A 25,475-nucleotide genomic window follows, 5' to 3' on the forward strand; every position below is an offset into this window, starting at 1 on the left:
GGCTCGCTCATCTGATTGAGTATGCGCGACCCTTCGGCCACCCATCCGGCGATTTCTGCCCGCGCCCGTTCCGCTGTCTCCGGCATCGTCGCGGGACCGTTCCCGCCCAGATGCCAAGAGTTGTGTGCACCGCTCCGGCACGCCCGGCCCGTAGTGGTCGGGGAGGAACCTCTGGACACGGTCTCCCCGGCCGCGCAGCCACGTTAGCCGTGCGGCGGAGGCGCCGACCCCTTTCCGCACGTCCACCGTCGCGACCGGCGTTCCCACGAAAGAGGCCGGCACAGGATAGAGGAGACGCATGGGGGTGTGGATAAATTTGCCCGATACCGACCGACGATCATCCATGATTGAAGACGATCGTCTTCGTCGCCGACATGTCGTAGAGCGCCTCGAAACCCTTCTCGCGGCCATGGCCGGACTTCTTGAAGCCGCCGAAGGGAAGCTCGATGCCGCCGCCGGCGCCATATCCGTTGACGTAGACCTGGCCCGCGCGCACCCGCCTGGCGACCCGATGCTGACGCGCGCCGTCCTTCGTCCACACGCCCGCAACCAGCCCGAACTCGGTGCAATTGGCGAGGCGGACCGCCTCTTCCTCGCCGTCGAAGGGGAAGAGCGCAAGGACCGGGCCGAAGACCTCCTCCTGCGCGATCGTCGCCCGCGGATCGACCGAGCCGAAGAGCACCGGCGCCTGATAGAATCCGCCCTTGGGCGCATCGGGCGCGATGGAGCCTTCGGCGAGGATCGCGATGCCCGCCTCCCTCGCCGCCGCGATCATGCCGGCGACGCGCTCGCTCTGCCTGGCATTGATGAGCGGGCCGAGGTCGAGATCGGCATCGTGCGGGCCGGCCACCAGCCTGGAGAAGCGCTCCGCCAAGCCGGCCGCCACTTTCTCGTAGATCGGACGCTCGATCAGCACGCGGCTGCCCGCCGAGCAGGTCTGGCCGCCGTTCTGGATGATCGCGTTGACGAGGACGGGAAGCGCGGCGTCGACATCGGCATCGGCGAAGACGATCTGCGGCGACTTGCCGCCGAGCTCCATCGTGACGCCGCGATTGTTGATCGCGGCCGCCTGCTGGATCGCCGTTCCGGTGAGCGGCGAGCCGGTGAAGGTGACGTAGTCGACCAGCGGATGCGCGGACAGCGCGGCGCCCGCCTCGCGGCCGTAGCCGGTGACGACGTTGAAGACGCCTTCCGGGATGCCCGCTTCCAGCGCGAGCTGCGCGATGCGGATCGTCGTCAGCGACGCGTCCTCGGCCGGCTTCACCACCAGCGTATTGCCCATGGCGAGCGCGGCACCCGCGACGCGCGCGAGGATCTGCAGCGGATAGTTCCACGGGATGATGCCGGCGACGACGCCGTGCGGCTCGCGCAGCGTCAGCGCGGTGTAGCCGTCGAGGAAGGGAATCGTGTCGCCGTGGATCTTGTCGCCCGCGCCGCCATAGAATTCGTAGTAGCGCGTCGTGGCGGCGACGTCCGCCCTGCCCTGCCGCACCGGCTTGCCGGTGTCGCGCGATTCCAGCGCGGCGAGCTCGTCGCCGTGCTTCTCGACGAGGTGGAAGAGGCGCGTCAAGCAGCGGCCGCGCTCGGCCGCCGGCATGCGGCTCCACGGCCCTTCGTCGAAAGCCCGCCGCGCCGAGCGCACCGCGCGATCGACGTCGGACGGGTTGGAGGCGGGGATGGATGCGAAGACCTCGCCGTCGGAGGGAGAGACCACGTCGATGCGCTCGCCGGAAAGCGCGTCCACCGCCTTGCCGTCGACGATCTGCATGAAGGCGATGCCTTCGGCCACCGTGCGTGAAAGATGCGTGCCCATCGTCGTCGCCTTTCCTTCCTCATGCGTGCGGGATTGAAATATCCCCCGGGTCTGCCACTTTGCCAAGGTGTGAAGCCACCGACGACAGGCCAGTGCCGGCATAGATGAAATGCCAGATGCGCTCTGGCATAATTAAATCGATTAGATTATATGCGCCATGCGAGGCCAACCGCAGCAACCGAGAGCCGGATATGACCAGTCAGACAATTCCAGTCGATCCCTTCGATTTCATCATCTTCGGCGGTACCGGCGACCTTTCCGAGCGCAAGCTGCTGCCGGCGCTCTACCAGCGCCAGCGGGCGGGACAGTTCTGCGAGCCCACCCGCATCATCGGCGCGTCCCGCTCGGCGATGTCCGACGAGGAATTCCGCACCTTCGCCCGCGAATCGATCTCGAACCACGTCAAGAAGGAAGAGATAGACGACGCCGAGGTCGCACGCTTCGTCGAGCGGCTCTCCTATGTGCCGGTCGACGCCAAGACCGGCGACGGCTTCGACAAGCTCAAGCAGGCGATCGGCGACAGCGACCGGATCAGGGCGTTCTATCTCGCGGTCGCGCCGGCGCTCTTCGGCGACATCGCCTCGAACATCGAAAAGCACGGGCTGATCACCAAGAACTCGCGGATCGTCGTCGAGAAGCCGATCGGCCGCAGCCTCGCCTCCGCCCACGAGCTCAACGATGCGATCGGCCGCGTCTTCGAGGAGCACCAGATATTCCGCATCGACCATTATCTCGGCAAGGAGACGGTGCAGAACCTGATGGTGCTGCGCTTCGCCAACATCCTTTACGAGCGGCTGTGGAACTCGGCCAATATCGATCACGTCCAGATCACCGTGGCTGAGACGGTCGGCCTCGAAGGCCGCGCCGATTATTACGACAAGGCCGGCGCGCTGCGCGACATGGTGCAAAACCATCTGCTGCAGCTTCTCTGCCTCGTCGCGATGGAGCCGCCGGCATCGATGGACGCCGAGGTGGTGCGCGACGAGAAGCTCAAGGTGCTGCGCTCGCTGAAGCGCATCAACGGCAACGAGGCGCCGAAGCACACGGTGCGCGGCCAGTACAAGGCCGGCGCGTCGGCCGGCGGCGCGGTCAAGGGCTACCTGCAGGAGCTGAAGAACGGCGAGAGCGACACGGAAACCTTCGTCGCGATCAAGGCCGAGATCGCCAACTGGCGCTGGGCCGGCGTTCCGTTCTATCTGCGCACCGGCAAGCGGCTGGCCGAGCGCGTCTCCGAAATCGTCATCGAATTCAAGGCGGTGCCGCATTCGATCTTCGACCAGAGCGCGGGCGCGATCGTGCCCAACCAGCTCGTCATCCGGCTGCAGCCCGACGAGGGCGTGAAGCAGTTCATCATGGCCAAGGATCCCGGCCCCGGCGGCATGCGGCTTCGGCACGTCTCGCTGGACATGACCTTCGCGGACTCCTTCGAGGTGCGCAATCCGGACGCCTATGAACGGCTGATCATGGACATCGTGCGCGGCAACCAGACGCTGTTCATGCGCCGCGACGAGGTCGAGGCGGCGTGGAAATGGATCGATCCGATCATCGCGGCCTGGGAAGAGAACGGCCAGGCCGTGCAGGGCTATACGGCCGGCACATGGGGCCCTTCGGGCGCGATCGCGCTGATCGAGCGCGACGGGCGCACCTGGCACGAGAGCATGTGAAGCGGATGCGGGTTCAAGCCGACTGGAACGAGTTTTCGTCCTCCGAGGCGCTCGCGGAGGCGCTGGCCGACCGCGTCGCCTCGCTGCTCGCCGCCGCGATCGAGAAACGCGGCTCGGCCTTCCTCGCGGTCTCCGGCGGCAGCACGCCCGGCCGCTTCTTTCGCTCCCTTTCGACCCGCGGGATCGACTGGCGGAGATGCACCGTCACGCTGGTGGACGAGCGCTTCGTGCCGGAAAGCTCGCCACGGTCCAATGCGGCGCTGGTGAAATCGGCGCTGTTGCGGAACGAGGCCGCGAAGGCGCGCTTCGTCCCGCTCTACGACGTCGCCGAAACGGCGGAAGAAGCAGCGGCTGGGGCGGCCGCCCAGCTCGGGGAACTTCCCTGGCCGCTCGACGTCGCGGTGCTCGGGATGGGCGCGGACGGCCATACGGCCTCCTTCTTCCCGGACGCGGCGAACCTGCCCGACCTGCTTTCGCCACGGCAGGAAACCATGGTGCTGCCGGTGCAGGCGCCGAGCGCGGGCGAGCCCAGGCTGACGCTGCCGCTGGCGGCGATCACGAAGGCCGGCTTCGTCGCCCTTCACATCGAGGGCGAGGAGAAGCGGCAGGTTCTGGAAACGGTGCTCGAGGGCGGTGCCGACCTGCCGGTCGGCGCCGTTTTCAAGCACTCGAACACTCCCGTCCAGATCTACTGGGCGAAGTGAAGGAAGACGACGATGACGGCCAGATCGGATATCGAAAACATCACGCAGCGCATTCGCGAGCGATCGCGCCCGACGCGGGAAGCCTATCTCGCCCGTCTCGATGACGCGGCCGGACGCACCGCGCATCGCGGCGTGCTTTCCTGCGGCAACCTCGCGCACGGCTTCGCGGCCTGCAATCTTCACGACAAGGAGCTGCTGGCGGCCGACAGGGTGCCCAATCTCGGGATCATCACCTCCTACAACGACATGCTCTCGGCCCACCAGCCCTTCGAGACCTTTCCGCAGCTCATCAAGCAGGCGGCGCGCGAGGCGGGCGGCGTGGCGCAGGTGGCCGGCGGCGTGCCCGCCATGTGCGACGGCGTCACCCAGGGCCAGCCCGGCATGGAGCTGTCGCTGTTCTCGCGCGACGTCATCGCCATGTCGGCGGCGATCGGCCTGTCGCACAACATGTTCGACGCAGCCGTCTATCTCGGCGTCTGCGACAAGATCGTGCCGGGCCTGCTGATCGCCGCCCTCACCTTCGGCCATATCCCGGCGGTCTTCGTTCCGGCGGGCCCGATGACCTCGGGGCTGGCGAACGACGAGAAGGCGCGCGTGCGCCAGCTCTACGCCGAAGGCAAGGTCGGCCGCGCCGAGCTGCTCGAGGCGGAATCGAAATCCTATCACGGCCCGGGAACCTGCACCTTCTACGGCACGGCCAACTCCAACCAGATGCTGATGGAGATCATGGGGCTGCACACGCCGGGTTCGTCCTTCGTCAATCCCAACACGCCGCTGCGCGAGGCGCTGACCAGGGAAGCCGCCAGGCAGGCGCTCTCGATCACCGCGCTCGGCAACGCGTTCACGCCGGTCGGGCGGATGATCGACGAGCGCTCGATCGTCAACGGCGTGGTCGGCCTGCACGCCACGGGGGGCTCGACCAACCATACGATCCATCTGATCGCGATGGCGGCGGCGGCCGGCATCCGCCTCAACTGGCAGGATATTTCGGAGCTTTCCGACGCGGTGCCGCTGCTGGCGCGCGTCTATCCGAACGGGCTCGCCGACGTGAACCATTTCCATGCCGCCGGCGGCATGGGTTTCCTGATCCGCGAGCTGCTCGACGCGGGCCTGCTGCACGAGGACGTGCAGACGGTCTGGGGCGAGGGCCTGCGCCCCTACACGATCGAGGCGAGGCTGGCCGACGACGGCACCGTGGCGCGCGCGCCCGCGCCGCTCGAAAGCGGCGACGCGAAGGTCCTCGCGCCGGCGTCAGCCCCGTTCCAGTCGACCGGCGGGCTCAAGGTGCTGAAGGGCAATCTCGGCAGCGCTATCATCAAGACCTCGGCGGTGAAGCCGGAGCGGCATATCGTCGAGGCGCCGGCGATCGTCTTCCACGCGCAGGAGGAACTGAACGCGGCCTTCAAGGCCGGCAAGCTCGACCGCGATTTCATCGCCGTGGTCCGCTTCCAGGGGCCGAAGGCGAACGGCATGCCGGAACTGCACAAGCTCACCACCGTGCTGGGCATCCTGCAGGACCGGGGCTTCCATGTCGCGCTGGTCACCGACGGGCGCATGTCGGGCGCCTCCGGCAAGGTGCCGGCGGCGATCCACGTCACGCCCGAGGCGCTCGACGGCGGCATGATCGGCCGCATCGAGGACGGCGACGTGATCCGGCTCGACGCGCATGCGGGAACGCTGGAGGCGCTGGTCGCGGACGACGTGCTGGCGGGCCGCAAGACGACGATCCCCGACCTTTCGGCCAACGGCTTCGGCATGGGGCGAGAGCTGTTCGCGGGCTTCCGGGCGCTCGCCGCGCGCGCGGACCAGGGCGCCAGCGCGTTCGGGATGGCTTGAGGCGTCCGCCTCAGCCGGTCCCGCTCGCGTTCGGCGCGTTGTCCGCCCGCCTGACGTGCTGGAGCGCCTCGGCGTAGGCGATCAGGCCGGCGACGACGATGCGCCGCTGATCGTCGGACAGATGCCGAAAGGCGCCCGCCACCTGGCTTTTTCCGAAATTGTCGATCGCCGCGAGCGTCGCCCTTCCGCGTGTCGTCAGTGTCAGGAGTTTCGACCGGGCGTCGTCCGGATTCGGCCGTTCCTCGATCTCGCCGGCATCGACCAGCTTGCGCAGCATCCGGCTGACGCTCGATTTCTCGAGGTTGAGGATTTCCGCGAGCGTACCGGCCGCCAGGGCGTCGTTGCCGCCAATCTCGATGAGCGCGTGAACGGCCGAGGCCGGCAGGCCAGTGGACGCCAGCGTCGGCTTCATGAAGCCGAGCTCGCGCACGATCCTGCGCGAGGAATCGCGAACCTTCTCGATCTCCGACATTTCACTTGCAGTCATCGCCATGATTCCCTTGCCTGGATTTAGTTGTATGATACAACTTTCTCGAAATCAAACCGGGTGCACATATAAGCGGGGACGGACATGGCGGGAGAAGCCGGAAACTCAGAAGCACGGGCGGGACACGCCCGAATGGGCGGCCGCGTCTGCCTGATCACCGGAGGCGGAAGCGGCATCGGCAGGGCAACCGCGCTCATGATGGCCGCGGAAGGCGCGGCGGCGGTGGTCGTCGCGGGGCGCCGTTCCGGGGAAGGCGAAGCGGTCGCGGAAGCATGCCGCGCCGCCGGCGCCAGAAGCCTGTTCGTGCGCACGGACGTGACGAACGAAGAGGACGTCGAGCATCTCGTGAAAACCACGGTGGAGCGGTTTGGGCGGCTGGACGTCGCATTCAACAATGCCGGCCATCAGGAACGCCACGCGCTGATGGAAACGCAGGGCACCGACGTGTTCGACACCGTTTTCGACACCAATGTGCGCGCGGTGTTCCTCTGCCTCAAGCATCAGTTGGCGGCCATGCTGCCGCGAGGCAGCGGCAGCATCGTCGTCAACACCTCGGTGAGCGGCATACGAAATCCCAATCCCGGCCTCGCGCTCTATTCCGCATCAAAGGCAGCGGTGATCTCGCTCACACGCTCCGCGGCAATGGAGTGCGCCCCGCGCGGCGTGCGCATCAATGCGATCGCCCCTGGCCGGGTGGTCACCGACATGATGATGGCGGCCGTGGCCGGCGTCGGCCGCATCGACGCCGTGGCCAAGGGGCTGCCGCTGCGCCGCATGGGCCGTCCCGAAGAAGTGGCGGAAGCGGTGGTGTGGCTCGCGTCCGATCAGTCGGCCTATGTCGTCGGGCATGTGCTGGCCGCCGACGGCGGCTTCCTCGCCGCCTGAGATATCAGTAGGTCGTGCGCCTCTCCTCGCTCGGCGGACGGCCGAACATCAGCCGGTAGCTCTGCGCGAAATAGGAATGCGAGGTGAAGCCGGTAGCGATCGCCACGTCGAGGATCGGCATGTTGGTCTGGCGCAGCAACTCGCGCGCCCGCTCCAGCCTGAGCCGCATGTAGTAGCGTCCCGGCGTCATGCTCAGGTGGCGCAGGAAGAGCCGTTCGACCTGTCGCACCGACAGGCCGGCCGACTTGGCGAGCTGCACCGCGGAGAACGGCTCGTCGAGATTGTCCGCCATCAGCTCGACGATCTTGCGCAGCTTCTCCGACTTGCCGGTCAGGTCGCGTTCCGGCCCGACGCGCTGGCGATCGCCCGCCGAACGGATGCGCTCGTGCTGGAACTGGTTGGCCACCTCGTTGGCGAGGTTCTGGCCGAAATCGGCGCGCACGATCTCCAGCATCAGGTCGATCGAGGTCGTGCCGCCCGCGCAGGTGTAGCGCTTGCGGTCGATCTCGAAGACGTTTCCGGTGCAGTCGATTTCGGGAAAGCGTTCCTTGAAGCCGGCGCGGTTCTCCCAATGGATCGTGCAGCGATGGCCATCGAGCTGGCCGGCCTCGGCGAGCGTATGCGAACCGACGCTGAGAGCGCCGAGCGCGCCGCCGCGCCTGCCCCAACTTCGCAGCGCGCCGAGCACCTTGCTCTTGCCGGGAAACTCGGTTGTGAGCCCGGCGCAGACGAAGAGGATGTCGACGGCAGGAATGTCGGCGACCGAATAGTCGATCTTGAGCGGCAGCCCGTTGGAGGCGATCACCGCCTCGCCGTCGGCGGAGACCGTCGTCCAGCCGTAATAGTCGCGCCCGAGCAGGCGGTTGGCCGAGCGCACCGTGTCGATGGCCGCGGCAAGCGAGAACATCGAGAATTTGTCGACCAGAAGGAAGGCGAACTGCCGATCGGTTGCTGACGCGTCGATCATGATCGGCGGCTCCGCATGTTCACCTGCCCGGCGGAAAACCGATCGCGGGATTGCCGCGACCGTCGGCGAAGATCGAGGAAAGGCAGGCCGGTTTCATAGGGGAACCACCATACCGTCAGAATTGCGGAGGCGTGCGGCCGGCCGAACGGCAGGCAGAGACGAGCGTGCTCGCCATCAGCATGGCGATGGTCATCGGACCGACGCCACCGGGAACCGGCGTGATGGCGCCGGCGCTTTCGGCCGCTTCCCGGAAGGCGACGTCGCCGACCAGCCTCGTCTTGCCCTCGCCCCTCTCCGGCGCGGGAATGCGATTGACGCCGACGTCGATGACGGTGGCGCCCGGTTTGATCCAGTCGCCCTTGACCATCTCCGGACGGCCGACGGCGGCGACGAGAATGTCCGCCGTGCGGGCCAGCGCCGGCAGGTCGCGGGTGCGGCTGTGGGCGATGGTGACCGTGCAATTGGCCGCAAGCAGCAGGTTCGCCACCGGCTTGCCCACGATGTTGGAACGCCCCACCACGACGGCGTTCAGCCCGGAAAGGTCCTTGCCGCGCGCCCGCTCGATCAAGATCATGCAGCCGGCCGGCGTGCACGGCACGAAAGCCGTGCCCAGCTCGCCGGTGCCGAGCTTGCCGACATTGATGAAATGGAAGCCGTCGACGTCCTTTTCAGGCGATATCGTCTGGATGATGCGACCGGAATCGATATGGGCCGGCAACGGGAGCTGCACCAGGATGCCGTGGATCGCCGGGTCGGCATTGAGCTTCTCGACGAGCGCGACCAATTCGTCCTCGCCGGTCCCGGCGGCGAGCGTGTGCTGCACCGAATGGAAGCCGCATTCCTTCGCCATCCTCGACTTGGAGGCGACATAGACCTGGCTCGCCGGATCCTCGCCGACGATCACCACCGCAAGGCCCGGCGTCACGCCCGCCGCCTCCAGGAGTTCGGCGGCGCCGCGCTTCACCGTCGCGACGACTCCCTCGGCGATCAATTTTCCACTGATGATTTCGGCCATGCTCTCCCCCGGCAATACGGATCGCCACCGGAATAATCATCATTTCGGCCGGCGGCAATCCCGTCATTGCGCCGTCCGGTGCCGCTAAACCGAAAGTGAGGACGAAATCAGGTGCCGTAACGGCGCACCCGGTCGCGACTTTCGGCCAGGTCCTCGATCGCTTCGCGGATTTCGCGAAGGCTGGAGCGAATCTCCTCGAGGGTGTCGTCGTCCAAATCCCGCACCCATGTGTCGTCATGCAGCGCGGCGCGGAAGTCCTCGAGCCGGTCCTCGTCCAATTCGGGAATCGGCCAGCCGTCATTGTCGCCTTCGAAGACGCGCGGCTCCTCGGCAAGGAACGGAAGCGGCCACAACTCGCGCGGCCGCCGCTCGAATTCTTCCTCTTCAGCTTCCCCGGGAGCCGCGCCGAACCCGGCTTCGGGCGTCGAACCGCTCACGTGGCTCTGGCGGGCATCGGTCAGCGCCGGCGCGCGGTCTTCTCCGCTCCCCGCCGCGCGGCGGCCGAAGGCTTCGCGGATGCCCGCAATTCCCACGCCCCCGAGCAGGCCGAAAAGCATACCGAGAAGCAGCGAGGCGGAAAGGCCCGGCCCGGCGGCCGCGGCGGGCGCCGACGCCCGCGAAATGACGCTCACCCTGTCTCCCCCGGCGATCGTGCGCGATGCGCCGTCGCGCATCCTCGACAGGAAGGCGTCGTAGGCGAGCCGCTTGTCCTCGGCGTCGCGCTCGAGCTCGCGCAGCCTGATCATCTCGCCGCCGAGATCGCCCTGGCGGGCCTTCATCCGGGCAAGCCGCGCGGCAAGGTCCTGTTCCTGCTGGACCGCGCGCTTCAGCTGGACCTGCAGCGATTCGCCGATCCGGCGCCGCTCGGCGTCGAGCTCGGCGCGCGCGCCGTCGAGCTGCGCCTGCACGGCCAGCCGCTCGGGATGGCGCGGCCCCAGCTTGACCGAAAGCCTGTCGGCGGTCTGCTTCAACGCCGAATATTGCGCCCGCAGTTCCGTCATCACCGCCGAATTCAACTGTTCCGGCAGCGAGCCGCCGACGATCGCGTCGACATTCGCGTCCCGCGCCGATTCCGCCGCGGCGTTCAATTCGACGGTCTTCGCCCTCGCCGCCGACAGCTGCTCGTTCAGCCGGACGATCTCGTCATCGGAGATCAGGCGGCCCTGCGCGTCGACGATGCCGTTATCGGTCTTGAAGGTCTCAACCGCCCTTTCCGCTTGTTCGAGAGCCGCGCGCAGTTCCTCGCCGCTCGAGGGGGCGGCGGCGAAGCCCGTCCGGCCATGGCTCTCGATGAAGATGTCGGTCACCGTGTTCGCCAGAAGCGCGGATTTCTCCGCGTCGTTCGCGGCCGCACCGACAGTCACGACAAAGGTTCCGGGGCTGCGCTTGACGTCCAGGCTCTCGCCGAGCTTGCGCACCGCGGCAGCCCTGGCCGGCAGCTCCACGCCGCCAAGGATGGCTCCGAGGCCGGACGCGCGGCCATTGAATTCCGGGTCGTTTGCCAGGTTGAGCCGATCGACCGCCACATCGAGCACGCTGGTGGATCTGAGTATCCGCGCCTGGTTCTCGACGACCGCGAGCGTGCTTTCCGGCACGGCGAAGGATGCCCCCTGCTCGCCCGAAAGCACGCGCGGCTCGACCAGTATCTCCGCCGTCGCGACATATTTCGCCGGTGACGCGAAGTGGAACGCCGCCGCCGCCAGGGCGCCAATCGCGGTCGCCGCGAGCAGCAAGGACCTGTTGCGGGCAATGCCGCCGAACAGCGACCCCACCGTCGGCCCGCCCGCGATTGCCGCGGCGGCGCGACGGGTGTCGACGGTTTCGGGCTTCACGAGCGCTGCCTGCTCATCCTCCTCATACGCCCGGGCGTGGTCGCCGGTGAGCGCGGCATCCGCCGAAACCGCGTCGTCGGGCGATTGCCCGACGGGTCTTGCGCGGCGCAGGAGCCTGCCGAAAAGACCGGGGCTTGCGACGTCCTCGCGCTCCGCTTTCATCGATGTGCCTTGCTGCCCTTCGTCGGACATTTCGCCGTCGCTTTCCCACAACGCCCGCGCGCGCCGGTGGCGCGCGACGGGATCCGCGCCCGGGTCGGCTTTTCCGCGAAGTTCGAGAAGAGACCCGCGCCGGGGCTCGCCATGCTTCATATCGGAAGTTTCGCGGCCCTTTTCGTCCATGCGATCGAAATAAGACATTCTGCGCCCCTGCCTGCGTGGTCCCGAGCACGCACCCCCAAAGAAACATGGTTAATGCAGGCTAAACGCGGAGCGGTAACAAAAGGTTAATTTCGAGCCATCGGCAGCTTGCCGTTGCGCGTCGCCGCGCGACGGTTCAATAAGCGTCGGAACGAACTTACAGGAGCGTGGGATGTCCATCGAAGTTGTGCTCGTCGGCTGCGGCAACATGGGATACGCGATGCTTGCCGGCTGGCTCGCCTCGGGCAAGCTTTCGCCGGACGGGATCGCCGTCGTCGAGCCGGCGGACGCGCTGCGCGGAAGAGCCCGCGAACTGGGAGCGACCGCCGTCGCGAAAGCCGACGAGCTTGCCGCCGGCACCGCGCCCAGGCTCGTCGTCTTCGCCGTCAAGCCGCAGGTGATCAAGGACGTCGTTCCCGCCTATAGGCGCTTCGCGCCGCGGGCAACCTTCGTCAGCGTGGCGGCGGGAACCCCGATCGCCGCCTTCGCCGCCGCGCTCGGCGACGACGCCGCCATCATCCGCTGCATGCCCAACACGCCGGCGGCGATCGGCAAGGGCATGATGGTCGTCTTCTCCAACGACCATGTGAAAGCGGAGACGATTTCCTTCGTGCGCGACCTGCTCTCGGCGAGCGGCGAGGTCGCGACCATCGACCGCGAGGAACTGATGGACGCGGTGACCGCCGTTTCCGGTTCGGGACCGGCCTATGTGTTCCACTTCATCGAGTGCCTGCGCGACGCCGCCGAGAAGGCCGGCCTGCCCAAGGACGTCGCCAGGCTCCTGGCGATGCAGACGGTCTACGGCGCGGCGAGCCTTGCCGCCGAGAGCGGCGAGGAGCCGGGGGAGCTGCGCCGCCAGGTGACGAGCCCCAAAGGCACCACGGCCGCCGCGCTCGACGTGCTGATGGGCGAGGACCGGCTGAAGAAGCTGGTGACGGAAGCCGTGGAAGCCGCAAAGGCGCGCTCGGCGGAACTGGGGAAATAGGGCGCTTCGGTGCGTCCTTCGAGGCTCCCCTTCGACCCTTCGACAGGCTCAGGGCTCAGGGTCGCACCTCAGGATGAGGGAGGTGGGCTGTGTGCCCGCAACTCAGAATGAGGGAAGCGGTTGTTTGCTCGCGCCTCAGGACGAGGGGCAGGTTGATCGAGCCCGCGGCCTGTGGATCGATGCGCGACGGCCTTCATCCCGAGGCGCGACCTGAGCTTGTCGGAGGGGAGGCTCGAAGGACGCACGATCGGGAAATCAGCCCGGCGCCGCCACCAGCTCGTCCTGCAGCCGGCGCAGTTCGACCAGCCGCGAGGCTTCGTTCGGCGCGGCGTTTTCGTAGGTGAGAAGCTCGCCCTTGGCGATCGGCTTCAGCACCTTTCCATCCTCCAGCAGGCCGCAGGGAACGGCGCCGGCCTTGCGGGCATCGCCGGCCGTCATGATCCACGAGCGATAGGTGTATTCGCCGATCGCGTCGAGCCGCTCGCCCGGCTTCAGGTCGCGCTTGGCGACCGCGCAAACCTCGGCCACCGGCTTGTCCAGCGGCACCATGTCGGCCTTGCCGTAGAGCACGGCGCGCGCGCAGGTGAGCGGCACTTCCAGGCTGGTCAGGTGATAGGGGCGGTAGAAGGTGTAATACGGTCCCTCCCCCAGCTTCAGATCGTTCATGCGCTCGCGCAGGCGCGGATGCGCCATTTCGGCGATGACGAAGACGCCCGGCGCCACGCCCTTGCCGATCGAGAAATCCACCACGCCCTTGCGGGACAGCACGCCGCCGTCCTCGACCGGGCAAAGCACGCTGGAAAGCTCCTCGCGCGTCGCCGCCGGCCCGTGCATGCCCGGCTTGTCGGGCACCAGGCCGGTGGCGTTGGCGATCGCCGCCATCTCGACCATGGTCTTCGACCCGTCGACGAACTCGACCAGCATGCGCGGGTTCATGTTGCGCCGCTCCGCCTCCGCCCGGTACTCGTCAGGGGTCGCGTCGTGGTTCAGCGGATTGTTCTTGCCCTTGCCGGCGGCCACCACGTCGTGGCCCATGGCGGAGACGAACTCGATAAGCTCCATGCAGGAGGAAGGCTCGTCGCCCGCGCCCAGCGAATAGACGACGCCGAGCTTGCTGGCCGCGTGCTTCAGATAGGCGCCGATCGTCACGTCGGCCTCGACATTCATCATGACGAGATGCTTGCCGTGCTCCATCGCCCTGATGCCGAGCTCAGCTCCCACCGCCGGCTTGCCGGTGGCGTCGACGACCACGTCGACCAGGTCGTGGGTCGCCACCAGGGAGGCATCCGGGACGATCGCCGTCCTGCCGGCCTCGATCAGCGCGGTCATGGCCGAAGCGGTCTCGGCGCCGCCGGCGCTTTCCTCCGGGCGCAGCGCGATGCCGATCGCCTTTCGCGCGCGCTCGCCCTGGGTGTCGGCGATGGCCGCGACCTCGATGCCCTTCATCCGCGCGATCTGGGTGACGATGTCGGTGCCCATCTCGCCGCATCCGACCAGCCCCACACGCACGGGGCGGCCTTCCTGCGCCCTTCTTGCAAGATCCTGCGCGAGACCGATCAAGGCGACATTGGTCATGGGAATGCGTTTCCTCGAAAGCTTTTTATTCGGCGCACCTAGACCGCCGTGGCGATGGTTTGTCAACCAAAGCATGCCGGTGCCGCGACCGCCAGACGCGTCACGCAAAGTTGGTGCAAGTTTGGGCCTTTAGGGTAGCGGGTGAAACTTTGCCGGAGAACCTTGCCTTCATGGGCTCACGAGCGACAGACCTTCCCGCCCGCACATCCTCGCTTGCCGCCCGGCTCGCGGCGACGGCGACGCTCGCACAGGCGGCGATCCTCGCCGGCATGCTGGCGTTCACGGCGCCCGAAATGCTTTCCTCCTGGACGATGATGGCGGCGTTATGCGGAGTTCCGGCGGTTCTCGTCGGCGGGGCGGTATGGGCGACGGCATCATTCCGCGTGACGCGGCCCTTGCGGGCAGCGACCGCCTTCGCCGAAAGCGTGGCCGCGCGCGACCGGCCCCCCGCCCCGCCCGCGGCAGCCGGCGCATTCGCGCCGCTCATGACGGCTTTGGCGAGATGCGACGCCGCGCTGACAAAGCGCGAAGCGGCGCTTTCCGAGCAGGAAGGGAGAGGAGCAAGCGAAGCCGCCGAACATGCCCGCACGCTCGGGATCGCGACCTCCAGGGCGAAGCTCCAGGGCGCGATGGCGAAGCTGCTCGCCGCCGCCGTCTGCAGGGTCGCGGCCGGCGACCGCAGCGTCCGCATCAATCTCGACGTGCCGCAGGAGCTTCGACCGCTGGTCGGCGATTTCAACACCGCCCTCGTCACGATCCAGGCCGCGCTCAAGGCGATCGAAGACGCGGCAGGGCGGCTTCTCGGCAATGCCGGCGACATTCGCGAGGCCGCCACGATGCTGGCGGGCCGAACCGAGAAGCAGTCGGTGAAGATAGCGGAGACGGCGGCGGCGATCGCCTCGGTGCGCGAGCGAAAGGGCGACGGCAAGCCGACGAGGATGCGCGGATTGATGGAGACCGCGACGGACAATGCCGGGAACGGCAGGCGGATCGCCGGCGACGCGGCCGCGGCCATGGCCGCCATCGCGCAGACCTCGCAGGAGGTCGGCAAGATCACCGGCGTCATCGACGAGATCGCGTTCCAGACCAACCTGCTGGCGCTCAACGCCTCGATCGAGGCGGCGCGCGCCGGCGATGCCGGCCGGGGCTTCATGGTGGTGGCAACGGAGGTGCGGGAACTGGCACAGCGCTCCGCCGACGCGGCCGCCGAAATCAAGACGCTGATCAAATCCTCCACCGGCCAGGTGGCCGCCGGAAGAAAGCTGGTCGCGGAGGCGGGCGAGGCCGTCGGGGCGGTCGACGGCGACCTTTCGGCGATGAGCGGGCTTTTTGCCGATATCGCCGAGGACATCGCCCGTCTGGAGAAGAGCGCCGGGCTTGCGGCCCATATACTGGAGGGCATGACGATCGCCGTCGCGCGCAACGCCGGCGCGGCGGAAAGCTTCGCAGATGCGAGCCTCGTCATCGAGCAGGAGGCGAACCACCTTCTCGATATCACCGTGATGGGACGGCAGCCCCGCTCCGATGCGGATGGGCCGGTGCAAATGCCGGCTGACGACGGCGATCGGCGGGAGCACGCCCCGGTTCCGGTTTCGGTGGGAGCGACGGCGCTCGAGACCTATGCCGCAAGCCTGTCGGAAGAGGCCTGAGCACCTTCCATCAGACGAACTTGCGGAACATCCGGGTCTGGTCGAACAGATCCTCGAGCGTCTTCATGCGCTGGCGCGTCTCATCCCAGCACGCATCCTGGACGGCGGCGACGAGCGCCTCGGCGATGAACAGCGTGACCACCGAGGAATCCCAGGCCGACGGCGCCTCGATGCGCGCGTGAAAACTGTGGCGGGCGAGCTTGGCCGCGGGCGAGCCCCACTGATCGGTGAAGAGCACGATCTCGACGCCGCGCGCCTTCGCCATTTCGGCAAGCCGCAGGATCTCCTGCTCGTAGCGCCGCACGTCGAACGCGACGAGCACGTCGCCTTCGCGCATGTTGAGCACATAATGCGGCCATGTGTTGGAGTTGGGCGCGACAAGCGTGACGCCGTCACGGATGACCTGCATATGGGTGAAGAGATAGTCGGCGAGCGACCTGGTGATGCGTCCGCCGACGATATGCACCGTGCGCCGCTTGTCGGCGAGCAACTGGACCACCTCGTTGAAATTTCCGGGATCGAGCTGGCGAAGCGTCTGACGCAGGTTTTCCGTCGCCGCCTCGGCAAACCGGTTGAGGATATGCGTGTCGGGCGCGTGCTCCGACCAGCGCTCGTGCTTGGCTATCGGGTTCGAGATCGTCGCCTCGAGCTCGGAGCGAAGTGCCGCCTGAAGTTCAGGAAAGCCGGCGAAGCCGAGTTTCTTGGCCATGCGCACGACAGTCGGAGTTGAAACGGCGGAAGCCTGAGCAACGGCGGTAATACTGTCGAGGCCAAGCACCGGGTAATTGGCGAGCATCGCATTCGCCAATTGCCGCTCGGCGCGGGTCAATTCCTCGAACCTGCCGCGAATCCTTTCGGCGACCGTAAAATCCTGCCCCGTCTCCATCTTCGCCCCTCCTTCGAAAACAGTCCGGATTCGATTTTGAAAAGAACGTACCACGATTACTCGAATAGAAGAGAATTTTACAGAAATCGGCTTGACTGTCTCTTTCGGTCTGAAAAGATGATCTCCTGCTTCTCACGGGGGAGAGACAGGTTCTTGAACGGGAAGGCTCCAGATTCGGTCGAACCGAACGATGTTTCCGACACCGCGCGGGTGTTCAACCCGGCGGGGGCAGGCGATTTCCTGATCGTCTGCGAACACGCTTCCAGGTTCATTCCGGCCGAGTTCGGCACGCTCGGCCTCGACGCGGCCGCGCTTGCGAGCCACATCGCCTGGGATCCGGGCGCGATCGAGGTCGCCCACGAGCTTTCGCGACTGCTCGACGCCGCGCTTGTGATGCAAGGCGTCTCGCGGCTTCTCTATGATTGCAACCGGCCGCCGCACGAGCCGAGCGCGATTCCCGCCGTCAGCGAAATCTACAGGATTCCCGGAAATGCCGGCCTTTCGGACGCCGAGCGCAGGATACGCGCCGAGCGCTTCTATGTTCCGTTCCGCCGAACGCTGAGCAACCTCGTCGACGAGCGCACCGCCGCCGGGCGCGAGACGGTGCTCGTCACCGTGCATTCCTTCACGCCGATCTATCACGGCCGCCGGCGCGAGGTCGAAATCGGCATTCTCCACGACAGCGACCCGCGCCTCGCCGACGCGATGCTTCGGGCCGCGGCGGGCGGCGACGGCGGGCATGTCGTGCGGCGCAACGAACCCTACGGTCCGCAAGACGGCGTCACCCACACGCTGCGCGAACACGCCCTGCCCCGCGGGCTCGCCAATGTGATGATCGAAATCCGCAACGACCTGATCGCCGACGAGCATGGCCGGCAGATGATGGCCGCGCTTGTCGCCGGCTGGCTCGCGCAAGCCCGCCGGCGGGTCGACACCGTGCCGGAAGAAGCCGCCCGGCTGGAAAGCAATTCGATGGGGAAGCGACGATGAGACATGTCGAGACACCGTCCGCCCGGCGGCGGCCGAGACGCGGGAGGCCGCGACGTGCCTGAGCCGGTCAAGCTGTTCGTCCGCTCTGTCGACACGTTCAACCGCTGGGTCGGGCGGTTCTCGATGCGGCTGATCTTCGTGATGGCGGCGGTCCTGCTTTACGCGACCTTCTCGCGCGTGGTGCTCGGCATCCCGATCAACTGGGTCATGGAGATGTCGCAGTTCCTGCTGTCGGCCTACTATCTCCTGGGCGGCGCCTATTCCATGCAGCTCGACGCGCATGTGCGGATGGACCTCTTCTATGGCCGCCTGAGCCCGCGGAGGCGGGCGGCGACCGACGTCTTCACCATCCTCTTCATCATCTTCTATCTGGCCGTGCTTTTCGCCGGCGGGCTTTCGTCCACCGAATATGCCTGGAGCTACAACCAGAAGAACTACACCGCATGGGCACCGCCGATGTGGCCGATCAAGGCGATCATGACCTTCGGCATCTTCCTGATGCTGCTGCAGGCGATCTCGGCCTTCCTCAAGGATTTTGCAATGGCGCGCGGGAAGCCGATCGCATGAGCTCCGAACTGATCACGCTCTTCATGTTCGCCTCGATGCTGCTTTTGATGTCGACCGGGCAGCGCGTCTTCGGCGTCATCGGCTTCGTCGGCACGGCAGCCGCCCTGCTGCTGTGGGGCAAGGGTTCCTCGGAACTTCCCTTCAGCGCGGCCTTCCAGGTGCTGAACTGGTTCCCGCTGATCACCGTGCCGTTCTTCGTCTTCATGGGCTACATGCTGTCGGAATCGGGGATCGCGGGAAATCTCTACCGCATGTTCCACGTCTGGTTCGGCGGGGTGCGCGGCGGGCTCGCGCTCGGCACGATGGGGCTGATGGTGCTCATCTCGTGCATGAACGGGCTCAGCGTCGCCGGCATGGCGATCGGCGCCACCGTCGCCCTGCCCGAACTGCTGCGCCGCGGCTACGACAAGGTCATGGTGACGGGCGTCATCCAGGGCGGCTCCTCGCTCGGCATCCTCATTCCGCCCAGCGTCGTGCTCGTGCTCTACGCGATGATCGCGCGCCAGCCGGTGCTGCAATTGTGGCTGGCCGGCATCGTGCCGGGCCTGATGATGGCGGCGCTGTTCTGCCTCTACATCTATATACGCTGCCGCATGCGCCCCGAGCTCGGCCCGGCCTTGCCCGCCGAGGAGCTGGCGCAGATCACCACCGCGGAGAAGCTGAAGCTGCTGCGCGAAGGCATCCTGCCGCTCGTCATCTTCGGCACGATCATGGGCCTGTTCATGACCGGCGTGACCAGCCTCGTCGAAAGCTCGGCCGTCGGCGCGCTGCTCGCGACGCTCGCCGCGCTTGTGACCGGCAGACTCAGCCGCAAGGTCGTGGAGGACACCACGCGCAACACGCTCGCGGTGAGCTGCATGTTCCTGTGGATCATCCTCGGCGCGCTCTGCTTCAGCGCCGTCTATGACGGTCTCGGCGCGGTCCGCGCGATCGAGAACATACTGCTCAACACCTGGGAGCTGGACCGCTGGGAAATCCTGATCCTGATGCTCCTGTCCTTCGTGGTGCTGGGCATCTTCCTCGACGACACGGCGATGCTGGTGATCGTGGCTCCGCTCTACATCCCGCTCGTCGTCTCGCTCGGCTTCAACCCGATCTGGTTCGGCGTGCTCTACACGATCACCTGCCAGATCGCCTACATCACCCCGCCCTTCGGCTACAATCTGTTCCTGATGCGCGCCATGGCGCCGCCGGAAATCACGCTGGTCGACATCTACCGCTCCATCGTCCCGTTCTTCTTCCTGATGGTGCTGTCGATGATCATCATCATGATCTTCCCGCAGATCGCCCTGTGGCTGCCCGGGCTCTACACGGGAAGGTGACGCGCATGGCGGAACGGGCACACGAAGACCGGCGATCAAGCCGGCGACGAAAAGAGGGACGGAACCGACCAGATCGAAACCGCAATGGGAGAATGTGAAATGAACGAGCGCAGCAAATTCAGCAAACGCGACTTCCTGAAGAAAGCCGGCCTGACGACCGCCGGAGCGGTCGGCGCCACCACGCTGGCAACGCCCTATGTCAGGGCGCAGAGCCCGATCCGCTGGCGGCTCCAGACCTATGCCGGCCCGGCGCTGGCGGAGCACGTCATCAAGCCGTCGATCGACGCCTTCAACAAGGCGGCGAACGGCGAGATGGTGATCGACCTCTACACCTCCGACCAGCTCGTGCCGCAGGGCGAGCTGTTCCGCGCCGTGCAGCAGGGCACGATCGACGCGGCGCAGTCGGACGACGATTCGATGGCCTCGCCGGTCGACGTCGCCGTCTTCGGCGCCTATTTCCCCTTCGCCTCGCGCTACGGGCTCGACGTGCCGGTGCTGTGGAACTGGTACGGGCTCAAGGAGATCTGGGAGGAGGCCTATTCGGAAGTGCCGGGCGTGACCTGGCTTTCCGCCGGCGCCTGGGACCCCTGCAATTTCGCGACGACGAAGCCGATCAGGAGCATGGAGGATTTGAAGGGCCTGCGGGTCTTCACCTTCCCCACCGGCGGCCGCTTCCTGTCGCGCTTCGGCGTGGTGCCGGTCACCCTGCCCTGGGAGGACATCGAGGTGGCGATCCAGACCGGCGAACTCGACGGCATCGCCTGGTGCGGCGCGACCGAGACCTACACGGTCGGCTGGGCGGACGTGACCAAATACTACCTCACCAACAACATCAACGGCGCATGGGCGGGCTCGTTCTTCGCCAACACCGAGAAATGGGAAGCGGTGCCGGACCATCTGAAGGCGCTGTTCCAGATGGCCATGGACCAATCGCACTACTACCGCCAGCACTGGTACTGGTGGGGCGAGGCGCACTACCGCACGACCGGCGGCAAGCTCGAGCTGACGACCATTCCCGAAACCGAATGGAAGGCGGTGGAAGACGAGGCGCTGAAGTTCTGGGACGAGATCGCCCAGACCAGCGAGCGCAACGCCAAGGTCGTCGAAATCCTCAAGAAATACGCCGACACCATGCGCAAGGCGGGCGCGCCCTACCGCTACGGCTGATCGTTTCAGGTTCTGTCTGAAGCGCGCGCCCTCTGGCCGGAGGGCGCGCGCGATTCCACCGGTCGGCGAACGCGATCATCGGGTCATCCGAGCCCGCCCGCCCCGACGGGCGGCCGCATCGCCAACGGCGTTTCGGCGCCTGTCGACGGCGTTTTGCGTCACCCACGAAGATCGAGAAGAAAAACTTTGCCCGTCTTTCGGCGACGGGACGGAGAGCAGGAATTTATAAAAAAATGCCCCCGTCACTATTTCCAATATACTTGGATATAGGGTCGGGGGCAAACCCTTGACTGGAGATCAAGTAACGCGAAAAAGCCATACTGAAATAATATTGTCAATAGCGAGAATCTTGACAGTGAAAAATAAAACATTAGCTTCGGTACCTAATAAAAAACTACATATGCACCTAACTAAATAATACATAGACACCTATTTATGTGCCGTTTTTGCCACAATAGACCGAGCAATAGACTCCTCTCCGCCACAATCACGCCCACATAGCTTGCCTGGAACCTCGGTCAAATGATTAATGCCCGCGGAAAGAGGGGCGAATCTCGCATCTTTTCGGCAGAGGGGCCTGCAACGCAGGTTCATTTTATTGAAGCGACCAATATTTATTGGAGGTACAAGATGAACATTAAGAGCCTTCTTCTCGGCTCGGCAGCGGCTGTCGTCGCTGCAACCGGCGCTCGCGCTGCTGACGCGATCGTCATTCCGGAGCCGGAGCCGATGGAATACGTTCGCGTCTGCGACGTGTACGGCGCTGGCTTCTTCTACATCCCCGGCACCGAGAACTGCCTGAAGATCGGCGGTTACATGCGCTACCAGCTCACCTCGTTCGATAACCTCGACGCTGGCGACGGTGGCTATGTGAAGTACGCGCGCTTCGCGCCGACCTTCGACGTTCGCTCGGAGACCGCCTGGGGCACGCTGCGCGGCTTCGCCGAGATCGAGTTCAACTGGGGCGACACCCGCGTGAACCCGGCTTCGACCTATCTCCCCGGCTACGGCAACAACGCCACCAACCTGCTGCACGCCTTCATCGAAGTCGGCAATCCGGGCGGCGTGCTGCGCATCGGCCGCACCGAGAACCCGTACGCCCGCTTCCTGGGCTTCGGCCACTCGGGTTGGATCGACAGCGGCAACTACGGCTACATCAACTCGGGTGAAATCAGCTACACCTTCAAGTCCGGCGCCTTCTCCGCCGTCGTGGCGCTGGTCGAAGACACCGCCGACACGAACTGGATGCCGAATGTCGAAGGTGGCGTTCGCTACGACTTCGCCGCCGGCTCCTTCATCGGTGTCGCCGCTGGCTATGACGACGCATCCGAGACCTGGGGCGCCAAGGCCGTCCTCGACTACACCGCCGGCGCGTTCTACGGCGAGCTCGGCGTGTTCTACTCCGACTTCGATTCTGCTCCGCTTGCCCCGATCGGCCCGTACGTGATCCTCGACTCCGCCGGTCGTCCGACCGACTGGTCGATCCAGAGCGACATCGGCTACACCGTCAACCCGCAGGTTCGCCTCGGCCTCGCCGGCCAGTACTTCTTCGAGAGCGAGACCTACGAAGTCGGTGCCCAGGTTGCCTACAGCCCGTTCGGCAACAACGGCCTCGTCGTGAAGGCCGAAGGCCGCTACTACTCCGACATCAGCGACGTTGCCGACGATCAGGACGCCTTCGGCGCCTTCCTGCGCTTCGACCGCAACTTCTAATCGGCTTCAAGGCTGATTTGAGAGAACCCGGCGGGTGACCGCCGGGTTTTTTCGTGTCCGACCCCTGGTTCGAAGGCTCGTGCCGGGAATGTCGTCCGATGGCGGAACAATCCGCAGCCGGCCGGATTGTGCAGACGGGCGGCCACCCACAACCAGCGGAGGACAAAAATGTCAGTTGCACGCCATACCGAAATCACCGCCAGCGGATCGTCGATCGAGGATGCAATCAATTCGGGACTTTCCCGCGCCTCCAAGACCCTCGACGAGATCAAGCAAGTCTGGGTGAAAGAGATTTCCGCGAAGGTCGACGGCGGCCGGGTGACGGAATATCGCGTCGACATGAAGGTCAGCTTCGTCCTGACCGATTGACCGCCCGACAATCGCGACGGCGACGCCTGCCTCACAATTGCCGGCGGGCGCGTCTATCCCATATCTCCAATGATGGAGGTACGGAGATGTTCGTAAAGCCCTTGATCATGTCGGTCGCGATCGGCCTTGCCGGACTGACGCTTTCCGGCTGCGTCTATGACGCCGGGCCATATTATGGCGGCTACGGCCCCTATTACGGCGGCGGCTACTATGCCGGCACCGCGCTGATCTACAGGGAGCGCGTGAGGCCGCGCTATCCGCGCTACTACAGGGACTATCGCCACCATCACCGGGCCGACGACTGGCCCCGCCGGCACTATCGCGTCTATCGCGATCCGACCTGACGGCCGCAGTCCGGCGAGCGGTTCCGGCGCGCAGCGATCGCGCGGCAACGGCCGCACGGGGCATGGAGGCGCGCCGCCGCTAGGCTTCCTCCTCGCTCATTCCCCTGCGCCAGTAGGAAACGACAAGATGCTCGTGCTTCTTCAGGCCGATTTCCTTGCGCAGATAGGAGCGCAGGGCACGGAAAGCGTCGAACTCGCAGCCGGCCCAGGCGTAGACAGCCGATCCATCGCGCGGAAACCCGGTTCGACGAACGGCGTCGGCGAGAAGCGTCGTCGAGCCGGCGGGAGCGCCCTTGCGGAAGAGCCATTCCACGTCCACCGCCGCCTTGAAATGGAGGGGCTGAATCTCGCGCTCGTCCGCGACCTCGATCAAGGCCTTGCCGCGCGCGCTCGCAGGCAGGTGCTCCAGCATGCGGCCGATTGCGGGAAGCGCGGTTTCGTCACCGGCGAACAGGTACCAATCGGCCTCGGCGAGGCCGCCTCCGCCGGGCCCGACGATCCCCACCCTGTCGCCCTTGGCCGCGTTCTCCGCGAAGGCCGAACCCGGCCCGGCATCGGCATGAAGCACGAAGTCGACGTCGATGCGGCAGGCCGCCACGTCCACCGACCGCACCGTATATTTGCGGAACGAGGGCCGCCGGTCCGGATCCGCCCATCCGACGAGCCCGTTCGGCCCGACCGTCGGCCATTGCGGTTCGCCGACATCCGGATGCTGGACCAGTATGTTGAGATGCAGCGCCTCCATTTGCGCGAAGCGGGCGACATCCTCGCCGGCAAGGGTGATGCGGCGCATGCGCGGCGTTACCTGGCCAACCCCCGCCACCTCGAATATCTGAAAGTTCGGCGGGCGCGAGAGCTGGCGGCCGTCGCCCTCCCAGGCGATCTCGGGAACGGACGCACCGGAAAATTCGAGGATGTGGGAGGCTACCGTCATGCGGGCGTAGTAGAGCTCTTCCAGGTTCGCGGCATCGACGTCGACAAGGGTCGCGGCACCTTCCCGCGTGAAGCGGACGCTCGTGCCGCGCAGCTTGAGAATATGGGCGCCGCCGCTCTTCTCGACCTCGGCTCCGTGCTCGAGCATATGCTCGCAAAGCGGGCCGACCACCGCCTCGGGATCGGCGAGAAGAACGCGGGCCTGCGCGGAAAACCTGTTCATCAGCTTGCCGTTCCCTCGAGGTCATGGCGCGGTGCCCGCCTCGTCCAAACCGACCCAGAACGTTCCCTCGATCGGAACCGCCATGAAGCGCTCGTTGATCTCGGCCAGCGTGTCGGCGGGATCGAGATCGGCGAAGAGATCGGGATGCGTCCATTTCGCCAGGCATTCGAACACGAGCACGCTCAGCGCCGAGATCGAAAGCTGATGCGATACGGCAAAGGCCCGGCCCCCGCGCACGGCGGAAAGCGCGGAGAGATGATTGCGGCCCACCACCGCGCTCAGGGAAGCGCGCGCCGCCCCGGCATCGATCGCGCCGCCGACCACAAGCCCGCCCTGCGCCGCCAGATGCGGCCCGCCTGTGCCGACATAGACGTCCGGGTCGGTCGTCAGCACGTATTCGGGGCTGAGCTGGCCGTCATAGCCGGGAACGAGGCCGGCGCCGATATTGTGCCCGCCCGCCAGCTCCAGATATTGCGTGATGCGGTTGTCCGCGCCCGGCGTGTTGCAGCAGACAGAGCCCGCGTGAGCATCGATCAGCACGCTGGGGCGCCGCGTCGTTCCTTCCAGCCGCTGCTCGACCCGCCGGTAGCGCGCCCGCACGAAATCCGCGAATTCGCCGGCCTGCTCCTCACGCCCCAGCGCCTTCCCGAGGAGCTCCATGGAGAACGCCGTCGCCTCGTCGGGGCCGCGGCCGGCATTCGCCGGTCCGTCGAGAAAGATGACCGGAATCCCCGCCGCACTCAGCCGGTCGGCAATGTCTTCCCAGTCGTGCTGCCAGATGCTGACCACGAACAGATCGGGCTCGACGCTCAGGATCGTTTCCACCGAGACACCCGCCGGCACCACGGCGCCCACCACCGGAATGTCGTCGACCGCGGGAAATTCACGGCGAAAGGCCGCATACATGCCCTGGTCGAGACGCCGCGGAGCCGCCCAGCCCGCGAGCCGCCTCACCGGGTCGGCGTCGATCAATGCGAGCGACAGCAGCAGGAGGCTTTCATTGGTCGCGATGCGCTGCGCCGGCGCCTGAAGGCGCACCTCGCGACCCGCCGCATCGGTCATGACGATCTCGGCACGGGCGGCGCCACACCAAGCCGACGCGATCAGGCCGGCGAGCAGAAGCAGGCCCAGGCGGTGGAGCGCTCCCGCGACCGTCCTTCCTCGTCTCGCGCTTCCGGGATGCAATCGC

General features: G+C 66.3%; 22 protein-coding genes. 13 read left to right on the top strand and 9 right to left on the bottom strand.

The genetic code is table 11. The features are described from left to right. Nucleotides 1-337: 337 nt before the first annotated feature. Nucleotides 338-1,813, bottom strand: coding sequence for an aldehyde dehydrogenase family protein (locus XW59_RS24350; RefSeq protein WP_047148569.1), 1,476 nt, complete (start codon nucleotides 1,811-1,813; stop codon nucleotides 338-340). 191 nt (nucleotides 1,814-2,004) lie between these two features. Between XW59_RS24350 and zwf the strand changes: the two genes are divergently transcribed. The 3 genes from zwf to edd are packed head-to-tail and all read left to right on the top strand — an operon-like array spanning nucleotide 2,005 to nucleotide 6,017. Then, nucleotides 2,005-3,477, top strand: coding sequence for a glucose-6-phosphate dehydrogenase (gene zwf / locus XW59_RS24355; RefSeq protein WP_047148568.1), 1,473 nt, complete (start codon nucleotides 2,005-2,007; stop codon nucleotides 3,475-3,477). Between the two features lie 5 nt (nucleotides 3,478-3,482). Beyond that, nucleotides 3,483-4,181 (top strand): 6-phosphogluconolactonase, encoded by a 699-nt coding sequence (pgl, locus tag XW59_RS24360; RefSeq protein ID WP_047148567.1) that lies wholly within the window; start codon nucleotides 3,483-3,485, stop codon nucleotides 4,179-4,181. A gap of 12 nt (nucleotides 4,182-4,193) precedes the next feature. Beyond that, on the top strand, nucleotides 4,194-6,017 hold the full coding sequence (edd, locus tag XW59_RS24365) for a phosphogluconate dehydratase (RefSeq protein ID WP_047148566.1): 1,824 nt from the start codon (nucleotides 4,194-4,196) through the stop codon (nucleotides 6,015-6,017). A 10-nt stretch (nucleotides 6,018-6,027) separates the two neighbouring features. Here the strand turns inward: edd and XW59_RS24370 are convergent, their stop codons facing one another. Then, nucleotides 6,028-6,504 (bottom strand): MarR family winged helix-turn-helix transcriptional regulator, encoded by a 477-nt coding sequence (locus tag XW59_RS24370; RefSeq protein ID WP_082137818.1) that lies wholly within the window; start codon nucleotides 6,502-6,504, stop codon nucleotides 6,028-6,030. Nucleotides 6,505-6,636: 132 nt separating this feature from the next. Here XW59_RS24370 and XW59_RS24375 point away from each other — a divergent pair, with 132 nt between their 5' ends. Beyond that, nucleotides 6,637-7,389, top strand: coding sequence for a glucose 1-dehydrogenase (locus XW59_RS24375; protein ID WP_082137813.1), 753 nt, complete (start codon nucleotides 6,637-6,639; stop codon nucleotides 7,387-7,389). A gap of 4 nt (nucleotides 7,390-7,393) precedes the next feature. Here XW59_RS24375 and XW59_RS24380 read toward each other — a convergent pair whose 3' ends face one another. From XW59_RS24380 to XW59_RS24390, 3 genes are all read right to left on the bottom strand, one after another. Further along, nucleotides 7,394-8,356, bottom strand: a complete 963-nt coding sequence (locus XW59_RS24380; RefSeq protein WP_047148564.1) for a GlxA family transcriptional regulator — start codon at nucleotides 8,354-8,356, stop codon at nucleotides 7,394-7,396. Between the two features lie 115 nt (nucleotides 8,357-8,471). Then, nucleotides 8,472-9,371 (bottom strand): bifunctional methylenetetrahydrofolate dehydrogenase/methenyltetrahydrofolate cyclohydrolase, encoded by a 900-nt coding sequence (locus tag XW59_RS24385; protein ID WP_047148563.1) that lies wholly within the window; start codon nucleotides 9,369-9,371, stop codon nucleotides 8,472-8,474. 107 nt (nucleotides 9,372-9,478) lie between these two features. Beyond that, nucleotides 9,479-11,563, bottom strand: coding sequence for a GumC family protein (locus XW59_RS24390; protein WP_082137812.1), 2,085 nt, complete (start codon nucleotides 11,561-11,563; stop codon nucleotides 9,479-9,481). Between the two features lie 172 nt (nucleotides 11,564-11,735). On the opposite strand from XW59_RS24390, the gene proC reads away from it, so the two are divergent. Next, on the top strand, nucleotides 11,736-12,548 hold the full coding sequence (gene proC, locus XW59_RS24395; protein ID WP_137327089.1) for a pyrroline-5-carboxylate reductase: 813 nt from the start codon (nucleotides 11,736-11,738) through the stop codon (nucleotides 12,546-12,548). Between the two features lie 255 nt (nucleotides 12,549-12,803). Here the strand turns inward: proC and XW59_RS24400 are convergent, their stop codons facing one another. Beyond that, nucleotides 12,804-14,123, bottom strand: coding sequence for an NAD(P)H-dependent oxidoreductase (locus XW59_RS24400; protein WP_047148560.1), 1,320 nt, complete (start codon nucleotides 14,121-14,123; stop codon nucleotides 12,804-12,806). A 170-nt stretch (nucleotides 14,124-14,293) separates the two neighbouring features. Here XW59_RS24400 and XW59_RS29425 point away from each other — a divergent pair, with 170 nt between their 5' ends. Then, a complete protein-coding gene (locus tag XW59_RS29425) occupies nucleotides 14,294-15,772 on the top strand; it encodes a methyl-accepting chemotaxis protein (protein ID WP_170990212.1) in 1,479 nt (492 codons plus the stop codon). Between the two features lie 10 nt (nucleotides 15,773-15,782). Here the strand turns inward: XW59_RS29425 and XW59_RS24410 are convergent, their stop codons facing one another. Continuing rightward, on the bottom strand, nucleotides 15,783-16,658 hold the full coding sequence (locus XW59_RS24410; protein ID WP_137327090.1) for a MurR/RpiR family transcriptional regulator: 876 nt from the start codon (nucleotides 16,656-16,658) through the stop codon (nucleotides 15,783-15,785). A gap of 210 nt (nucleotides 16,659-16,868) precedes the next feature. On the opposite strand from XW59_RS24410, the gene XW59_RS24415 reads away from it, so the two are divergent. From XW59_RS24415 to XW59_RS24445, 7 genes are all read left to right on the top strand, one after another. Then, nucleotides 16,869-17,648, top strand: a complete 780-nt coding sequence (locus XW59_RS24415) for an N-formylglutamate amidohydrolase (RefSeq protein ID WP_047148633.1) — start codon at nucleotides 16,869-16,871, stop codon at nucleotides 17,646-17,648. A gap of 54 nt (nucleotides 17,649-17,702) precedes the next feature. Continuing rightward, nucleotides 17,703-18,215 carry a TRAP transporter small permease subunit gene (locus tag XW59_RS24420; RefSeq protein ID WP_047148632.1) on the top strand — a complete coding sequence of 171 codons (513 nt, stop codon included), beginning with the start codon at nucleotides 17,703-17,705 and terminating at the stop codon, nucleotides 18,213-18,215. Beyond that, nucleotides 18,212-19,537 (top strand): TRAP transporter large permease subunit, encoded by a 1,326-nt coding sequence (locus XW59_RS24425; RefSeq protein WP_047148558.1) that lies wholly within the window; start codon nucleotides 18,212-18,214, stop codon nucleotides 19,535-19,537. Before XW59_RS24420 ends, XW59_RS24425 begins: the two co-directional genes overlap by 4 nt. Before the next feature lie 99 nt (nucleotides 19,538-19,636). Then, nucleotides 19,637-20,704, top strand: coding sequence for a TRAP transporter substrate-binding protein (locus XW59_RS24430; RefSeq protein WP_047148557.1), 1,068 nt, complete (start codon nucleotides 19,637-19,639; stop codon nucleotides 20,702-20,704). Nucleotides 20,705-21,334: 630 nt separating this feature from the next. Further along, on the top strand, nucleotides 21,335-22,417 hold the full coding sequence (locus XW59_RS24435) for a porin (protein WP_052958513.1): 1,083 nt from the start codon (nucleotides 21,335-21,337) through the stop codon (nucleotides 22,415-22,417). Nucleotides 22,418-22,585: 168 nt separating this feature from the next. Then, nucleotides 22,586-22,786: a dodecin family protein gene (locus tag XW59_RS24440; protein WP_047148556.1), complete on the top strand. Its 201-nt coding sequence runs from the start codon at nucleotides 22,586-22,588 to the stop codon at nucleotides 22,784-22,786. Between the two features lie 86 nt (nucleotides 22,787-22,872). After that, nucleotides 22,873-23,130, top strand: coding sequence for a hypothetical protein (locus XW59_RS24445; protein WP_052958512.1), 258 nt, complete (start codon nucleotides 22,873-22,875; stop codon nucleotides 23,128-23,130). 79 nt (nucleotides 23,131-23,209) lie between these two features. Here the strand turns inward: XW59_RS24445 and XW59_RS24450 are convergent, their stop codons facing one another. After that, the gene (locus tag XW59_RS24450; RefSeq protein ID WP_047148555.1) at nucleotides 23,210-24,286 is read right to left on the bottom strand and encodes a siderophore-interacting protein; all 1,077 of its coding nucleotides are present in this window, start codon (nucleotides 24,284-24,286) and stop codon (nucleotides 23,210-23,212) included. A 21-nt stretch (nucleotides 24,287-24,307) separates the two neighbouring features. Further along, nucleotides 24,308-25,471: an ABC transporter substrate-binding protein gene (locus XW59_RS24455; protein WP_246666201.1), complete on the bottom strand. Its 1,164-nt coding sequence runs from the start codon at nucleotides 25,469-25,471 to the stop codon at nucleotides 24,308-24,310. Nucleotides 25,472-25,475: the final 4 nt, after the last annotated feature.

The organism is Aquamicrobium sp. LC103, from assembly GCF_001014615.2.
Classification (GTDB): domain Bacteria; phylum Pseudomonadota; class Alphaproteobacteria; order Rhizobiales; family Rhizobiaceae; genus LBCQ02.

Bases quoted from the DNA above. Each gene is read 5' to 3' on its own strand.
- XW59_RS24350 (WP_047148569.1), bottom strand. From the start codon at position 1,813: ATGGGCACGCATCTTTCACGCACGGTGGCCGAAGGCATCGCCTTCATG.
- zwf (WP_047148568.1), top strand. From the start codon at position 2,005: ATGACCAGTCAGACAATTCCAGTCGATCCCTTCGATTTCATCATCTTC.
- pgl (WP_047148567.1), top strand. From the start codon at position 3,483: ATGCGGGTTCAAGCCGACTGGAACGAGTTTTCGTCCTCCGAGGCGCTC.
- edd (WP_047148566.1), top strand. From the start codon at position 4,194: ATGACGGCCAGATCGGATATCGAAAACATCACGCAGCGCATTCGCGAG.
- XW59_RS24370 (WP_082137818.1), bottom strand. From the start codon at position 6,504: ATGACTGCAAGTGAAATGTCGGAGATCGAGAAGGTTCGCGATTCCTCG.
- XW59_RS24375 (WP_082137813.1), top strand. From the start codon at position 6,637: ATGGGCGGCCGCGTCTGCCTGATCACCGGAGGCGGAAGCGGCATCGGC.
- XW59_RS24380 (WP_047148564.1), bottom strand. From the start codon at position 8,356: ATGATCGACGCGTCAGCAACCGATCGGCAGTTCGCCTTCCTTCTGGTC.
- XW59_RS24385 (WP_047148563.1), bottom strand. From the start codon at position 9,371: ATGGCCGAAATCATCAGTGGAAAATTGATCGCCGAGGGAGTCGTCGCG.
- XW59_RS24390 (WP_082137812.1), bottom strand. From the start codon at position 11,563: ATGTCTTATTTCGATCGCATGGACGAAAAGGGCCGCGAAACTTCCGAT.
- proC (WP_137327089.1), top strand. From the start codon at position 11,736: ATGTCCATCGAAGTTGTGCTCGTCGGCTGCGGCAACATGGGATACGCG.
- XW59_RS24400 (WP_047148560.1), bottom strand. From the start codon at position 14,123: ATGACCAATGTCGCCTTGATCGGTCTCGCGCAGGATCTTGCAAGAAGG.
- XW59_RS29425 (WP_170990212.1), top strand. From the start codon at position 14,294: ATGGGCTCACGAGCGACAGACCTTCCCGCCCGCACATCCTCGCTTGCC.
- XW59_RS24410 (WP_137327090.1), bottom strand. From the start codon at position 16,658: ATGGAGACGGGGCAGGATTTTACGGTCGCCGAAAGGATTCGCGGCAGG.
- XW59_RS24425 (WP_047148558.1), top strand. From the start codon at position 18,212: ATGAGCTCCGAACTGATCACGCTCTTCATGTTCGCCTCGATGCTGCTT.
- XW59_RS24430 (WP_047148557.1), top strand. From the start codon at position 19,637: ATGAACGAGCGCAGCAAATTCAGCAAACGCGACTTCCTGAAGAAAGCC.
- XW59_RS24435 (WP_052958513.1), top strand. From the start codon at position 21,335: ATGAACATTAAGAGCCTTCTTCTCGGCTCGGCAGCGGCTGTCGTCGCT.
- XW59_RS24440 (WP_047148556.1), top strand. From the start codon at position 22,586: ATGTCAGTTGCACGCCATACCGAAATCACCGCCAGCGGATCGTCGATC.
- XW59_RS24445 (WP_052958512.1), top strand. From the start codon at position 22,873: ATGTTCGTAAAGCCCTTGATCATGTCGGTCGCGATCGGCCTTGCCGGA.
- XW59_RS24450 (WP_047148555.1), bottom strand. From the start codon at position 24,286: ATGAACAGGTTTTCCGCGCAGGCCCGCGTTCTTCTCGCCGATCCCGAG.